At 67.9% G+C, this 13318-nt stretch carries 14 protein-coding genes and 1 pseudogene; 8 read left to right on the forward strand and 7 right to left on the reverse strand.

The annotated features are described in order from the left end of the window. Window positions 1-23: 23 nt before the first annotated feature. Together ACWEOI_RS27890 and ACWEOI_RS27895 are read right to left on the reverse strand one after the other, a co-directional pair. Window positions 24-863: an alpha/beta fold hydrolase gene (locus tag ACWEOI_RS27890; RefSeq protein ID WP_452361498.1), complete on the reverse strand. Its 840-nt coding sequence runs from the start codon at window positions 861-863 to the stop codon at window positions 24-26. Continuing rightward, on the reverse strand, window positions 860-1285 hold the full coding sequence (locus ACWEOI_RS27895) for a helix-turn-helix domain-containing protein (protein WP_452361499.1): 426 nt from the start codon (window positions 1283-1285) through the stop codon (window positions 860-862). Before ACWEOI_RS27895 ends, ACWEOI_RS27890 begins: the two co-directional genes overlap by 4 nt. 208 nt (window positions 1286-1493) lie before the next feature. Between ACWEOI_RS27895 and ACWEOI_RS27900 the strand changes: the two genes are divergently transcribed. Then, window positions 1494-1877, forward strand: coding sequence for a DUF4383 domain-containing protein (locus ACWEOI_RS27900; protein ID WP_452361500.1), 384 nt, complete (start codon window positions 1494-1496; stop codon window positions 1875-1877). Here the strand turns inward: ACWEOI_RS27900 and ACWEOI_RS27905 are convergent. Next, window positions 1835-2776 (reverse strand): LysR family transcriptional regulator, encoded by a 942-nt coding sequence (locus tag ACWEOI_RS27905; protein ID WP_452361501.1) that lies wholly within the window; start codon window positions 2774-2776, stop codon window positions 1835-1837. The genes ACWEOI_RS27900 and ACWEOI_RS27905 overlap by 43 nt on opposite strands. Before the next feature lie 71 nt (window positions 2777-2847). Between ACWEOI_RS27905 and ACWEOI_RS27910 the strand changes: the two genes are divergently transcribed. The 3 genes from ACWEOI_RS27910 to ACWEOI_RS27920 all read left to right on the forward strand — a co-directional run bounded on the left by ACWEOI_RS27910 (window position 2848) and on the right by ACWEOI_RS27920 (window position 5378). Beyond that, window positions 2848-4212 carry an FAD-binding oxidoreductase gene (locus ACWEOI_RS27910; protein ID WP_452361502.1) on the forward strand — a complete coding sequence of 455 codons (1365 nt, stop codon included), beginning with the start codon at window positions 2848-2850 and terminating at the stop codon, window positions 4210-4212. Window positions 4213-4338: 126 nt separating this feature from the next. Next, window positions 4339-5214, forward strand: coding sequence for an SPFH domain-containing protein (locus ACWEOI_RS27915; protein ID WP_433666678.1), 876 nt, complete (start codon window positions 4339-4341; stop codon window positions 5212-5214). Next, window positions 5214-5378, forward strand: a complete 165-nt coding sequence (locus tag ACWEOI_RS27920; protein WP_433666677.1) for a hypothetical protein — start codon at window positions 5214-5216, stop codon at window positions 5376-5378. Before ACWEOI_RS27915 ends, ACWEOI_RS27920 begins: the two co-directional genes overlap by 1 nt. 36 nt (window positions 5379-5414) lie before the next feature. On the opposite strand, the gene ACWEOI_RS27925 is transcribed toward ACWEOI_RS27920, so the two are convergent. Continuing rightward, entirely contained in the window at window positions 5415-6287 is an 873-nt protein-coding gene (locus tag ACWEOI_RS27925; protein WP_433666676.1) for a methyltransferase domain-containing protein, read from the reverse strand. Between the two features lie 226 nt (window positions 6288-6513). On the opposite strand from ACWEOI_RS27925, the gene rpsA reads away from it, so the two are divergent. Together rpsA and ACWEOI_RS27935 are read left to right on the forward strand one after the other, a co-directional pair. After that, complete coding sequence (gene rpsA, locus ACWEOI_RS27930) at window positions 6514-7980, forward strand: 30S ribosomal protein S1 (protein ID WP_357097851.1); 1467 nt, start codon at window positions 6514-6516, stop codon at window positions 7978-7980. 181 nt (window positions 7981-8161) lie between these two features. Further along, the gene (locus ACWEOI_RS27935) at window positions 8162-9685 is read left to right on the forward strand and encodes a phospholipase C (RefSeq protein WP_452361503.1); all 1524 of its coding nucleotides are present in this window, start codon (window positions 8162-8164) and stop codon (window positions 9683-9685) included. Window positions 9686-9800: 115 nt separating this feature from the next. Here the strand turns inward: ACWEOI_RS27935 and ACWEOI_RS27940 are convergent, their stop codons facing one another. Continuing rightward, a complete protein-coding gene (locus tag ACWEOI_RS27940; RefSeq protein WP_379280555.1) occupies window positions 9801-10019 on the reverse strand; it encodes a hypothetical protein in 219 nt (72 codons plus the stop codon). Window positions 10020-10313: 294 nt separating this feature from the next. Between ACWEOI_RS27940 and coaE the strand changes: the two are divergent. After that, a pseudogene (coaE, locus tag ACWEOI_RS27945) lies at window positions 10314-11258 on the forward strand (dephospho-CoA kinase); the annotation flags it as partial. Between the two features lie 78 nt (window positions 11259-11336). Here coaE and ACWEOI_RS27950 read toward each other — a convergent pair. After that, window positions 11337-11861 carry a DUF402 domain-containing protein gene (locus ACWEOI_RS27950; RefSeq protein ID WP_357097843.1) on the reverse strand — a complete coding sequence of 175 codons (525 nt, stop codon included), beginning with the start codon at window positions 11859-11861 and terminating at the stop codon, window positions 11337-11339. Between the two features lie 209 nt (window positions 11862-12070). On the opposite strand from ACWEOI_RS27950, the gene ACWEOI_RS27955 reads away from it, so the two are divergent. Next, on the forward strand, window positions 12071-12547 hold the full coding sequence (locus tag ACWEOI_RS27955) for a hypothetical protein (RefSeq protein ID WP_357097840.1): 477 nt from the start codon (window positions 12071-12073) through the stop codon (window positions 12545-12547). A gap of 82 nt (window positions 12548-12629) precedes the next feature. Here ACWEOI_RS27955 and ACWEOI_RS27960 read toward each other — a convergent pair whose 3' ends face one another. Further along, on the reverse strand, window positions 12630-13007 hold the full coding sequence (locus ACWEOI_RS27960) for a DUF402 domain-containing protein (protein WP_433666674.1): 378 nt from the start codon (window positions 13005-13007) through the stop codon (window positions 12630-12632). Window positions 13008-13318 lie beyond the last annotated feature (311 nt).

Consider the following 13318-nt stretch of genomic DNA (forward strand, 5'->3'; position numbering starts at 1 on the left):
CGGCGCGAGGGCTCCCTGATCTGTCACTTGCGGAGGAACTCCAGCACGGGCGTGGTCTGACCGAGGATGGCGTGACCGACGCCCGGGAGCACCCGGGTGGTCGCGTTCGGGATGGATTGCTGTGCGCGGCGGGCGGTGTCGGCGGACTTGAACATGACGTCGTCCTCGCCCACGATCACCAGGACCGGCATCGGGAGGGCGCTCAGCTGCGCGTCGGTGAAGAGGGGCAGTTTGCCGGTGCGCGGGTTGAAGTGGGTGAAGGTCAGCGTCACGTCGTCGAGGATCTCGGCGTGGTCGGTGAGGTTCAGGCCGGTGACGATGGCGGCCGAGCGGCGCAGGTCGTGGTTGCTGAACAGGTGGTCGAGCAGGTTCTTGAAGATCCAGCCGAAGCGCTGCTTGCCGATCCCGCCGGGGCACAGCAGCGCCAGCCTGGTGACGGCGTCGGGTCGGCGGACCGCGTAATCCAGGGCGGTCCAGCCGCCCAGCGACATGCCGACGAAGGCCGCGGCGGAAACGCCCAGTCCGGCAAGGACATCGTCGAGCCATGACGCGACCGCGTCCGAGCCGAGCGCCGGGCGGGACTCGGCGCTGCCGCCGGGCTCGCCCACCATGTCGACCGCGTAGACGCGGAAATCGGTTGCCCAGGAGGCGATATCGCCGAGCCAGGTGGCGGAGTTGGCCCCGGACCCGTGCAGCAGGACCACCGGCGGCGCGTCCTTCGGGCCGGAGGCCAGCACGAAGGTGTCGCCCTCCCGGGTCGGAATGTGCAACTGCTCCACCGCGACCGGCCAGCGGCGCACCAGTTCCTGGTAGCGGGCCTGGATGGCGGCCCGTCCGGCCTCGGACTTGTAGATCGCGTTCACGACGCGAGAACTCCTTCCATGTATTCGAGCAGCCGGGCGGTATCGCCCAGGCCGCCGACGAGAATGACCTTCAGGCGGGCGCGTTCGCGGTCGTAGAAGGTCTGCACCCGCAGTGGTTGCCCGTCACCGGTGTGGGTGCCCGCCGCCGCGGTCAGCAGCGTGCTGACCCGGTCGGCGATCGAGGGATCCGCGGCATCGACCTCGATGATGCTGGACACCTCCGAATACCGTTGCGGGGCAGGCGATCCGCCCTCGGGGGCGGGCAGGCCGGTGAAGGCTTCCAGATCCGCCCGGGTGATGCGGTACTGCTTGCCGATGCGGGTGGCGGGCAGCTTTCCTTCCCGCACGTACCCGCGGACTGTGCGCACGTGCAGGCCGAGGCGTTCGGCGACTTCCTCGACGGAATAGAGACGATCGGTCACGAAAACTACCCTAACCATCCCTATTGAGAGTAGCAATAGGGATGGTTAGGTAATTATGTGATGGCACTTACGCGGAGCCGTCAAGTCAACTACAGTTTGTAGTAGATATTCGGTCGCACCGTTGGGAGGCGGCGACATGGCGATGACGGCGACAGGGGAGCGTCCGGTTGCGCGGGCGCGATGGAGCTTTCTGCAAGGAGCGGTCTTCGTGGTCGGCGTCGTCCACATCGTGTGGGCGATCGTGGGCTGGATCGCCGAACCCAGCTTCGCGATGGGCGAACACGCCCCGGCCACACCGGTTCTCGGCATGGACTACAACGGCTGGCACGGGCTCGCGGGCCTGCTGCTGTTCACCCCCGCGCTGCTCGCCGCCCTGCGTAAGCGCTGGGCCGCCTGGTACTGCGTGATCGCCGCTGTCGGAGGCGGATTCGTGGTCGGGATCTGGGCGCTGTTCGCGCACAACGTGTTGATGTTCAGCTTCCCGAATCACCGGAGCGACGCCATCGAACACATCGTGACCGGCGTCGTGCTGCTGGCGCTGGTCGGGATTCAGGCCGTCCGCGACCGCGGCCTGCGGGCCGTATTCGCCTGACCCGGCGTCTTCCAGGTCGCGAGCGCGATACGGAGTTGGCCGAGCAGGACTTTCGTGGCCGGGCTCAGGGGGCGTTCGGTGCTCCACGCCAGCACCAGGCGGCCGCACATCGCCGGATCGATCTCCAGGGTGCGGATACCGAGGCGGGCGGCCTCGTCCGCCGGGATTCGCGGAATGACGGCAATGCCGAGGTTGTGGGCGGCCAGCCGGATCAGTAGCGGGGGTGCGGCGGCCTCGAAGGCCACATCGGGTGTCAGAGAGGCCGCGGCGCAGGCGTTTTCGAGTAGCGCGCGCAGCCCGGTGCCGGTGGGCAGGCAGATGAGCGGGTGCTCGCACAGTTCGGTCAGGGTGATCCGGTCGCCGTAGCCCTCGGCCGCCACCGGCACCGCCGCCACGATCGTGCTCTCGTAGATGAGCTCGGTGCCGATGCTCGGGTCCAGATCCTCCGAGATGGAGAGCAGGCCGATGTCCAGCTCGCCGCGCCGCAGGGCGCCGTACATGGCGTCGGAGGTGTCCTCGGTGAGGGAGATGCCGATCTGCGGGTGATCGCCGTGGAAGTCGGACAACACCTGGGCGATGTCGATCTCCTCGCCCGCCGCGCCGGAGATCAAGCCGACCCGCACGTGCCCGCGCAGCAGGCCGGTGAATTCGTCCACGGTGTGGGTGATGCGCTCGACGTGTTCGAGGGCCGCGCGGGCGATCGGCAGCACCGCCTCGCCGACCGGGGTGAGCGTGACCGAGCGGCTCGTCCGATCCAGCAATGGTTGTCCCAGTTCGCGTTCCAGCCGGCGGATCTGCGCGCTGAGGCCGGGCTGGGCCAGATGCAGGCGCGCCGCCGCGCGGGTGAAGTTCGCCTCCTCGGCGACCGTGACGAAGTAGCGCAGCTGACGCAGTTCCATAACTAATGATTCTAGCTATGAGAAGAACTATCTGTTGGAGTTATTGTTCCGGGGCGAGCAGGGTGGGAGGCATGACGAAGACAGCGATCACCGAACTGCCCGCCACCACCGGACCCGTCTTCCAGCCGGGCGACACCGGCTACGACGCCGAGATCGCCGGATTCCAAACCGCGTACACCCACCGGCCCGCCGTCGTGGTGGCCGCGGCCCACGCCGAGGACGTCCGCGCCGCCGTGGAATACGCGGCGCGGCACGGACTTCCGGTCGCCGTGCAGGCCACCGGGCACGGACTGTCGGTCGCCGCCGCCGGCGGCGTGCTCATCACCACCGGCCGCCTCACCGACATTCGCGTCGACGCGGACGCGCGCACCGCCCGCGTCGGGGCGGGCGTGCGGGCCGGAGCCCTGATCGAGGCGGCCGCCGCGCACGGCCTGGCGCCGCTGAACGGCTCCTCGCTCTCGGTCGGCGTGGTCGGCTACATTCTCGGCGGCGGGGTCGGCATCCTGGCGCGTGAATACGGTTATGCCGCAGAGCATGTGCGGGCCGTCGAGATCGTCACCGCCGACGGCCGCCTGCGCCGCCTGACGCCCGCGGACGAGTTGTTCGGCGCGGTGCTGGGCACCGGCGGCAACTTCGGCGTGGTCACCGCGCTGGAACTGGACCTGCTGCCCGTCACCCGGGTCTACGGCGGCCAGTTGCAGTTCGACACCGCGCTGGTCGCCCCGGCGCTGGAGGCCTGGCGTCGGTGGACCCGGGAGGTGCCCGAGACCGTCACCTCGGCCATCACCATGCTGACCTTCCCCGATATCCCGCAGCTGCCCCCGCACCTGCGCGGGCGGTACGTGGCGACCATCAATATCGCCTTCACCGGCACCGAGGCGGAAGGTGAACGTCTCGTCGCGCCGCTGCGCGCGGTCGGGGAGCGCATGACCGACGACCTGCGGATGATGCCCTACACGGAAAGCCATGCCATCTACCGGGATCCGGATCACCCGCACGCCTACACCGCCACCAACGCGCTGCTCTCGGACCTGCCCGCCGACGCCGCCGACGCTTTCCTGGCGGCGACCGGACCCGAGGCCGCGCTGCCCACGGTGGCCGGATTCCGGCACCTGGGCGGGGCATTGAGCCGTCCGGGCCCGCACGGGATCTCGATGGACCACCGCGACGCGCAGTACATCGCGCGGGTGCTGGCCATGCCGCGACCCGACACTGTCGGGGCGGTGCGCGACCAGCTGGCGCTGGTGCGAAAGACGTTGCGGCCGTGGACCGTCGGCCACAACCTCAACTTCCTCTACGGCAGTGGCGACCAGGCCGACGAGGCGCAGACCCGGGCCGGGTACAGCCCCGCCACCTACGACCGGCTGGCCGCGCTCAAGGCGAAGTACGACCCCGCCAACCTGTTCCGCAACAACCGCAATATCCGCCCGAATTGATCGCCTGAACCCGAAGCCCTTTGCCCCGCCGCACCTTTGCGCGGCGGGGCGAGCTGCTTTTCGAGCTTGCCGCGCAAGCCTGCCCGCGCTATCGTCGTGATATCACTTCGATACTAGGAGAGTGTCATGGAGATGCGTCGGGCCTTCCGGTTGAACGGGTTCCTCATGCTGGGGGTCTTCATCTTGCTGGTCGTCGGAATCGTGCTGGAGTCGCACGCGCTGAGCAGCGGCGCCGAAGGAGGTGCGCGGACCGTCATCGGCATCGCGCTGGCGGTCACCATCGTGGCCGCGGTGCTCGCCGCCAGCGGCTTCATCACGGTGAATCCCAACCAGGCCAAGGTGATCCAGTTCTTCGGCCGCTACATCGGCTCGGTCGCCGAGTCCGGCTTCCACTGGGTGACCCCGCTGTCCAGCCGGCGCGGCATCTCGCTGCGCATCCGCAACTTCGAGACCCAGAAGCTGAAGGTCAACGACCTGGACGGCAACCCGGTCGAGATCGCCGCGGTCGTCGTCTACCAGGTGGTGGACAGCTACAAGGCCGCCTTCGCCGTCGACGACTACGAGGACTTCGTGCGCACCCAGTCCGAGACCGCGGTCCGGCACCTGGCCACCACCCACCCGTACCAGACCGACGACGCGAGCACCTCGAGCCTGCGCGACGGCGCGGAGGTCGCGGGCGAGCTGACCACGGAGCTGCGCGCCCGCACCGAACTGGCCGGCATCGAGATCATCGAGGCCCGCATCACCCACCTCGCCTACGCGCCGGAGATCGCCCAGGCCATGCTGGTCCGCCAGCAGGCCGCCCAGGTGGTCGCGGCCCGCAGCCGCATCGTCGAAGGCGCGGTCGGTATGGTCGGCATGGCGCTGGACCGGCTCGCGGAACAGGGCGTGGTCGATCTGGATGAGGAGCGCAAGGCGGCGATGGTGTCCAATCTGCTGGTCGTGCTGTGCGGGGACCGCTCCGCCGCACCCGTGGTCAACGCCGGCACCCTCTACGCCTGATGTCCGCCGCCAAACGCGAGCCGAAACGCGTGCTGCTGCGCCTGGACCCGGCCGTCCACGACGCCATCGCCAAATGGGCGGCCGACGACCTGCGCAGCATCAACGCCCAGATCGAATACGCGCTCCGGATGGCTCTGAAACAAGCGGGCCGCGAACCGAAGTAGTCGCGACCCGCGGTCGGCACCTGGATCCGGAAGCCGTCAGCTCGGCTTCTCGGTGACGAAAATGGCTGTGCCGGGGAAGATCTCGCCGCGGAGGGGGCTCCACTGGCCCCATTCGCGGTCGAGCCATTCCGGCCAGTCGGGTTCGATGATGTCCTTCACGATCAGCCCCGCGGCGACGATCTCCCGAACGCGGTCGCCGATGGTGCGGTGGTGCTCGACGTAGGTGGGCTCGCCGTCGGGGCCGAGCTCCACATAGGGCGTGCGGTCGAAATAGGGAATGGTGGCGCGCAGGCCGCCGGGACCCGGATCGTCGGGGAAGATCCAACGCATCGGGTGATTGACGGAGAAGACCCAGCGGCCGCCGGGACGCAGGACACGGTGGACCTCGCGCATGACGCGCGCCGAGTCGGCGACGAAGGGGACCGCGCCGAAGGCCGAGCAGGCCAGATCGAACGATTCGTCGGCGAACGGCAAATCCTCCGCGCCCGCCTGGATCAACGGGACGCGGGGTCCGCCCGCCGCCATGGCGGCCAGACCGCGATCCAGCATGGAACGGGAGATATCGAGGCCGACCGGGTGCGCGCCGTGCGAGGCGAGCCAGCGCGAGCAGGGGGCCGAGCCGCAGCCGATCTCCAGGATCCGCTTGTCCTCTATATCGCCGAGCAGATGCCAGTCACCCTCGTGCAACCCCTCCGGGCACCACACGAACTCGCCGGCGGGGGAGTCCACGCCGAGGAAGTCGGCGTGCGTCTCGTGATAGGCCGCCGCATCGGCGTCCCACCACTTGCGGCTGGCGCGCTGACTCGACTCCGAATCGACCTTGGCGCGTGTCACTCCCACCGTGCCGAGCAGGGCATTGGCCTGGGCGTGCCGGGCGTCGTCGGGGGTGGCAGAGTGATCTTCGGACATGGGCACACCCTAGCGAGGCTTGCGATGAGACCCATGTTTGCTTGGTACAACACCCGTCGCGTACGCTGTTTTCCGCGAGTGTCTTCTGTACCCGGTTTCTCGAGCCGCGTAGAGCAGATAGTCGTGCTGCGTTGTGCAACATTAGAGCCATTGCCCGCTGTCCGCAGCAAAACCGAAAGTCCACATGTCCACTACCGACCACAATCCGTCCGGAGCCTCCCAACACATGCCCACCACTGTCACCTCGCCGCAGGTTGCCGTCAACGACATCGGCACTGCCGAGGACTTCCTCGCCGCCATCGACAAGACCATCAAGTACTTCAACGACGGCGATATCGTCGAAGGCACGATCGTCAAGGTCGATCGCGATGAGGTCCTTCTCGACATCGGTTACAAGACCGAAGGCGTGATCCCGTCTCGCGAACTGTCCATCAAGCACGACGTCGACCCCAATGAGGTCGTTTCCGTGGGCGATGAGGTCGAGGCCCTCGTTCTCACCAAGGAGGACAAGGAAGGCCGCCTGATCCTGTCGAAGAAGCGCGCTCAGTACGAGCGGGCTTGGGGCACGATCGAGGAGCTCAAGGAGAAGGACGAGGCCGTCAAGGGCACCGTCATCGAGGTCGTCAAGGGCGGCCTGATCCTGGACATCGGTCTGCGCGGCTTCCTCCCGGCGTCGCTGGTCGAGATGCGCCGTGTCCGCGACCTCCAGCCGTACGTCGGCAAGGAGATCGAGGCCAAGATCATCGAGCTCGACAAGAACCGCAACAACGTGGTCCTGTCGCGTCGCGCCTGGCTCGAGCAGACCCAGTCCGAGGTCCGCAGCGAGTTCCTGCACCAGCTGCAGAAGGGCCAGGTCCGCAAGGGTGTGGTCTCCTCCATCGTCAACTTCGGTGCCTTCGTGGACCTGGGTGGCGTGGACGGTCTGGTGCACGTCTCCGAGCTGTCCTGGAAGCACATCGACCACCCGTCCGAGGTTGTCGAGGTCGGCAACGAGGTCACCGTCGAGGTTCTCGACGTCGACCTGGACCGCGAGCGTGTCTCCCTGTCGCTCAAGGCGACCCAGGAAGACCCGTGGCGTCAGTTCGCCCGCACCCACGCGATCGGTCAGATCGTGCCGGGCAAGGTCACCAAGCTGGTTCCGTTCGGTGCGTTCGTGCGCGTCGAAGAGGGCATCGAGGGCCTGGTGCACATCTCCGAGCTGGCCGAGCGCCACGTCGAGGTCCCGGACCAGGTTGTCGCCGTCGGCGACGACGCCATGGTCAAGGTCATCGACATCGACCTCGAGCGTCGTCGTATCTCGCTGTCGCTGAAGCAGGCCAACGAGGACTACACCGCCGAGTTCGACCCGTCGAAGTACGGCATGGCCGACAGCTACGACGACCAGGGCAACTACATCTTCCCCGAGGGCTTCGACTCCGAGACCAACGAATGGCTCGACGGTTTCGAGAAGCAGCGTGAAGAGTGGGAGACCCGGTACGCCGAGGCCGAGCGTCGCCACAAGATGCACACCGCTCAGATGGAGAAGATGGCCGCCGACGCCGCCGCCGAGGCTGCCAACGGTGGACCGCAGAACTACTCCTCGGAGTCCGGTTCGCAGGCTGCCGCTTCCTCCTCGGACGCGCCGGCCGGTGGCTCGCTCGCGAGCGACGCGCAGCTGGCCGCGCTGCGTGAGAAGCTGTCGGGCAACGCCTGATTCGCTGATCCGCGTTAAGCGATAAACGAAAGTCCCCTGGTCCTCGACCAGGGGACTTTCGTTTACCAGCGGTTCGCTGAGCTGTCATGATGCGCAGGTTGGATACGAACTGGACGTGCGACCGATCCGTGTCGGCACCGTCCCTTCACTGTCACTTCTAGCGGGAAGGCACCACCGGAGCATGGGCGTGTTCGCCGGAGTCAACAGGCGGGAATTTCTGGCGAAAGCCATGGCAGCGGGCGGTGCGGGCGCGCTCGCGTCGGTCGCCGGACCGATCATCGAAAAGGCTTACGCCGCAGACCCGGCGGGCATGGGCGGACTCGGCGACATCGAGCACTTCGTGTTGCTCATGCAGGAGAACCGCTCCTTCGACCACTACTTCGGCACCATGTCCGGGGTGCGCGGGTTCGACGACCCGTCCCCGGCCTGGAACCAGTACGGGTACACCCCCGGCGTCGGCCCCACCGCGGACGGCTTCCTCAACCCGTTCCGCCTCGACACCACCCGCGGCGCCAGCCTCGACGGTGAGTGCATCAACGACCCGGACCACAGCTGGGCGGCCATGCACAAGGCGTGGAACAACGGCCGCAACGACGGCTGGATGCCCATGTCGATCGCCTCGGTCGGGCCCGGAAACGCGCCCGCCGCAATGGGTTACTACACCCAGGCCGACATTCCGGTGCACTGGGACCTGGCCAATGCCTTCACCCTGCTCGACAACTACCACTGCTCGGTGCTCGGCCCGACCGACCCCAACCGGCTGTACTGGATGTCGGCGACCATCGACCCCGAGGGGCACAATGGCGGCCCGCTGCTCGAGACGCCGACCCTGATCCCGCAGAACGCCTACAGCTGGCGGACCATGCCGGAGAACCTCTCCGATGCCGGCGTCAGCTGGAAGATCTACAACAACCGGGACGTCGGCCCGCTGTCGTCGGTGATCCTGGACGGCATGATGGGCTGCTTCAAGCAGGCCGCCGACCCGAATTCCGAACTGGCCCGGCGCGGTAAGGCCCCGGCCTATCCGCAGGACTTCGCCGCCGACGTCGCCGCCAACCAGCTGCCCGCCGTGTCGTGGGTGATCCCGTCGCTGCTGAACTGCGAACACCCCGCGCTGCCACCGGCTTTCGGCGCGGTCGGCATCATGCAGGTGCTCGACATCCTCACCTCCAACCCGGCGGTCTGGGAGAAGACCGCGCTGATCATCAGCTACGACGAGAACGGCGGCTTCTTCGACCACGTCACCCCGCCGACCGCGCCCGCGGGCACGCCGGGGGAGTACGTCACGGTGCCGATCGACAAGAAGCACGAGGGCATCACCGGTCCGATCGGTCTCGGCTACCGCGTACCGGGCCTGGTCGTCTCGCCCTACAGCCGCGGCGGCCTGGTCGCCTCGGAGACCTTCGACCACACCTCGCAGCTGCGACTCCTGGAGCGCCGCTTCGGAGTCGACGTGCCGAACCTGACGGCGTGGCGGCGCAGCGTCACCGGTGACATGACCTCGGCCTTCGACTTCGGTTCCGGCCCCGATGCGTCCAAGCCCGTGTTCGCCCCGGCGGACCGGAAGGTCAACGACGCCATCGCGCAGTGCGGCCCGAACATCGCCCTCGGGACCGCGACTGTCGGCACCCCGTATCCGGTGCCGCCGAACTCCATGCCGCGCCAGGATCCCGGCACCCGGCGCAAGCCCAGCGGCATCGTGTAATTCCGCTGCCGCGTAAGGAGACACGCGCACAACACAGTGGCTCGGTCCGGTTCGGACCGAGCCACTGCGTATGTATGTGGCGAATCAGGGAGCGGTGCTGGAAGTTCCGGCGGAATCAGCCGACGGTGGCAGGCACCCAGCGGCGGACGACGCCGGACTCGGGTGACTGTTTTCGCCTGGTGGTCGCGCTGTGCCGGGCGGGGCTGAACAGCGCGGTCAGCCAGGACCGTCCGTGCTCGGCGAGAGCGGCTGCGACGGCGGGGATCTCGATGCAATGCACGGTGCCCGCCAGGCCCAGACGGTGGCGACCCGTCTGGAGGTTCTTGGTGCTCACTGATGTTCCTTCTCTTGCGTGTTAACCGGCCTGAAGATCGCCTGCGGCGAACAATAGCCGAACAAAAGTGTGAGTCACAGAATTTTGCGGGGCGTGCGCCCCGGCGTGTCGGAATGTTGCCGACAAACGGTCGGGATTGGCCGGAAAAGTTGCGAAATGATCTCACCGGCATCACGGAACGGGCAAGGACTGTGCTTGCAGGTGAAACGACCGGGTCGAGTGGGTAATCCTGACCAGGGTCGAGTGGGTAACCCTGGCACGCGACGGAACCGGCAACGATGCGAGACTGGTCGAATGTTGCGAATCGGTCTCACCGGAGGCATGGGCGCGGGCAAGTCCACCGTGGCCCGCATTCTCACCGAGCGCGGAGCCGTGCTCGTGGACAGCGATGTCATCGCGCGCGAGGTGGTCGCCCCCGGCACCGAGGGCCTGGCCGCCCTGGTCGCCGCGTTCGGCGACGACATCCTCGCCGCCGACGGCAGCCTCGACCGACCCGCCCTGGCGGCCAAGGCCTTCGCCACCGACGAGGCCCGCGCCACCCTCAACGGCATCACCCACCCGCTGGTCGGCAAGCGCACCGCCGAACTCATCGCCGCCGCGCCCGCCGACGGCATTGTGGTGCAGGACATTCCGCTGCTGGTCGAGAACGGCCTGGCGCCGTTCATGAACCTGGTGGTCATCGTGGACGCCGCCGAGGAGACCCGGCTGCGCCGCCTGGTCGAGTTCCGTGGCATCGACGAGGCCGACGCCCGCGCCCGCATCGCCGCCCAGGCCACCGACGCCCAGCGTCGCGCCACCGCCGACGTCCTGCTCGACAACAATGGCGCGACCGGCCTGATCGACGCCGAGGTGCATCGGCTGTGGGACGAGCGCCTCGTGCCCTTCGAACGCAATCTGCGCACCCGCACGCCCGCCGCGCGGCCGGAACTGCCCGTGGTGGAAGCGAATCCGGAATGGCCCGCGCAGGCGCGGCGGGTGATCGCCCGCCTGGCCCTGGCGTGCGCCGCCGACGCCGCGAGCATCGAACATGTCGGGGCGACCGCCGTGGCGGGCAAGCCCGCGGCCGACGTCCTCGACATCCGGATCACGGTCGCTGCCGGGGTGGACCCCGACTCGCTGCGGGATCGACTGGCGGACATCGGTTTTCCGCCGGTTCCCGCCGGCGATCCGCTCGCCGCGGGCGTCGAGCTCGCGGCGGGGGAGCGACTGCACGCCAATGCCGATCCGGGCCGGGCGGTCACCCTGATCATCGGCGCCTAGCCGACGAAAGAGGGGCCGTCGGCGCCTCTCGGTGCGGACGGCCCCTGGTTTCTCGGTCTACATCCAGGTGAGCGTAATGCCCTGGGCCGCCAGCCAGTCCTCGAAACTGTGTCCGTGCGCGGCGATTCCGTCGATGGTCGCGGTGGCGGACTCGATGGCCTGCTGTGCCTCGGCCAGGGTCAGGTAGTCGGCGGCGTGGGCGGCCAGCAGCTCGTCCACGTCGAGTAGCTCCACCTCTCGGCCCTGCCGCACCACCAGGTCCAGGTAGTGGTCCACCGACTTCCACCGCTTCGGCCCGACCTGCGCGAACTCGCCGATGTCGATGTAGTAGTCCTGGTCGCGCAGATGCGCGGGGGTGAAGTGGAAGACGGTGGCGCGCAACGACACCGTGGGCAGCAGCCAGGATTCGATGTAGTGGAACTCGGGATGGTCCGAGGTGCGGGCCATGTACAGGCCCCATGGCTCCACCTGGTAGCGCTCCACCTGCCGCACGAAACCCTTGGGATCGATATTGGTGAGCTCGTCGATATTGAAGTACTCCACCTTGGGTCGGTGCAGATCCACCGCGGGCGCCCGAGTCATGTCATTCAGCATCGCCTGTCGAGCGGCGGCCGTCCAGGGGAGCGGGGGTGGCGTCGCTCGCAGATTGCTGGAATCCGGCGTGGAGCGGGGCGAATATCCCGAAAACTCTATTTGAAGCGAACATGTTTCGCTATTGTTCGATTGCGCTGTATCGTCGCGCACGACTACCCGCCGTTCGTGGGCGGGATCAACCGTAAGGGAATACCTGCATGAGCGAACAGAAAACCCGTGCCCGCCGGGTCGGCATGGGCCTCACGACCTTCGGCGCGGTGGCTGGGACCATCGTCCTGGCGGCGCCCCAGGCCGGTGCGTGGCCGACCGGCCTCGAGGTCTCCGGCACCAGCCACAATGTCGGCTGCTCCTACACGCTGACCGCGTCCATCGACGTCGACCGGCTGCTGTCGGTGGCCTTCCGTGACAACGGCACCGAGCTGCCGGGCAGCCCGGTCACCCCGTCGCTGCTGAGCGGCAAGGTCACCATCAACTGGACCCCGAGCACCGCGGGCAAGCACACGCTGACCGTGACCCAGACCCTGATCTCGAAGTCGATCGACGTCGACGTGGCCGAGGCCAACCCGCTGACCAGCACCGGCAGCGTGGGCTGCGGTCTGAGCAGCGGCTCGAGCAGCCTGTTCCCGAGCCTGTCGGGTGGTCTGAACGGCCTGCTGCCGAGCATCTCCGGCTAGTCGGAGGGCGGAGATACCCGCAAGACCTCGCCCGGTCCGGATCCATCCGGACCGGGCGTTCGCGTTCTCCGGGCGGTGCCGGTCAGAGCCAGGTGAGCGTGACGCCCTGGGTGGCGAGCCACCGGTCGACATCGTGCCCGCAGGCGCCGAGGCCGTCGACCACGGCGGCCGCCCGCTCGATGGCCCGGTGGGTCTGCGCGGTGTCGAACTGGCCGGCCGCGTGCGCGGTCAGCAGGTCGTCGATGCCGAGCAGTTCGGGCGCGCGGCCGGGGCGGGCCACCACGTGGAGATAGTGGCTCTCGGCGCGCCACTTCTTGTCCTCGCACGGCCCGTACTCGCCGATGTCGAGGAAGTGGGTCTGGGTCCGATCGTGGCCCGGGCGCAGGTGATACACCGTGGCGCGCAGCGACAGCTCGGGCAGCAGCCAGGACTCGACATAGTGGTACCGCGGATTATCCACTGTCCGTTCGATATACAGACCGAACGGTTCGGCGTGTAAACGCTCCACGGGGTGCAGAAACCCGCGATAATCGGTCCACGACAGATCCGCGAGATTGAAATACTCGAGTCTGGGGCGATGCGGGGACACCGCGGGGGTGCCGTCGGTCGTCCGGTGCGGACGCGCGCCATTGGTGGAATTCCGCTGTGGCGTAAACAAACCGGTCATCGCCATGCCTTCTCTCGAATCGTGCGACCAGCGAGCTCAGAGTACACCTGGAACCTGGTATTCAAACCGTCGTGAACGGACTGAGATCTACGCGACACCGATCG

This window comes from Nocardia sp. NPDC004340, assembly GCF_053602575.1.

Coding starts and splice junctions, on each gene's coding strand:
- ACWEOI_RS27905 (WP_452361501.1), bottom strand. CDS start 2,776: ATGGAACTGCGTCAGCTGCGCTACTTCGTCACGGTCGCCGAGGAGGCG.
- ACWEOI_RS27910 (WP_452361502.1), top strand. CDS start 2,848: ATGACGAAGACAGCGATCACCGAACTGCCCGCCACCACCGGACCCGTC.
- ACWEOI_RS27915 (WP_433666678.1), top strand. CDS start 4,339: ATGGAGATGCGTCGGGCCTTCCGGTTGAACGGGTTCCTCATGCTGGGG.
- ACWEOI_RS27920 (WP_433666677.1), top strand. CDS start 5,214: ATGTCCGCCGCCAAACGCGAGCCGAAACGCGTGCTGCTGCGCCTGGAC.
- ACWEOI_RS27925 (WP_433666676.1), bottom strand. CDS start 6,287: ATGTCCGAAGATCACTCTGCCACCCCCGACGACGCCCGGCACGCCCAG.
- rpsA (WP_357097851.1), top strand. CDS start 6,514: ATGCCCACCACTGTCACCTCGCCGCAGGTTGCCGTCAACGACATCGGC.
- ACWEOI_RS27935 (WP_452361503.1), top strand. CDS start 8,162: ATGGGCGTGTTCGCCGGAGTCAACAGGCGGGAATTTCTGGCGAAAGCC.
- ACWEOI_RS27950 (WP_357097843.1), bottom strand. CDS start 11,861: ATGACTCGGGCGCCCGCGGTGGATCTGCACCGACCCAAGGTGGAGTAC.
- ACWEOI_RS27955 (WP_357097840.1), top strand. CDS start 12,071: ATGAGCGAACAGAAAACCCGTGCCCGCCGGGTCGGCATGGGCCTCACG.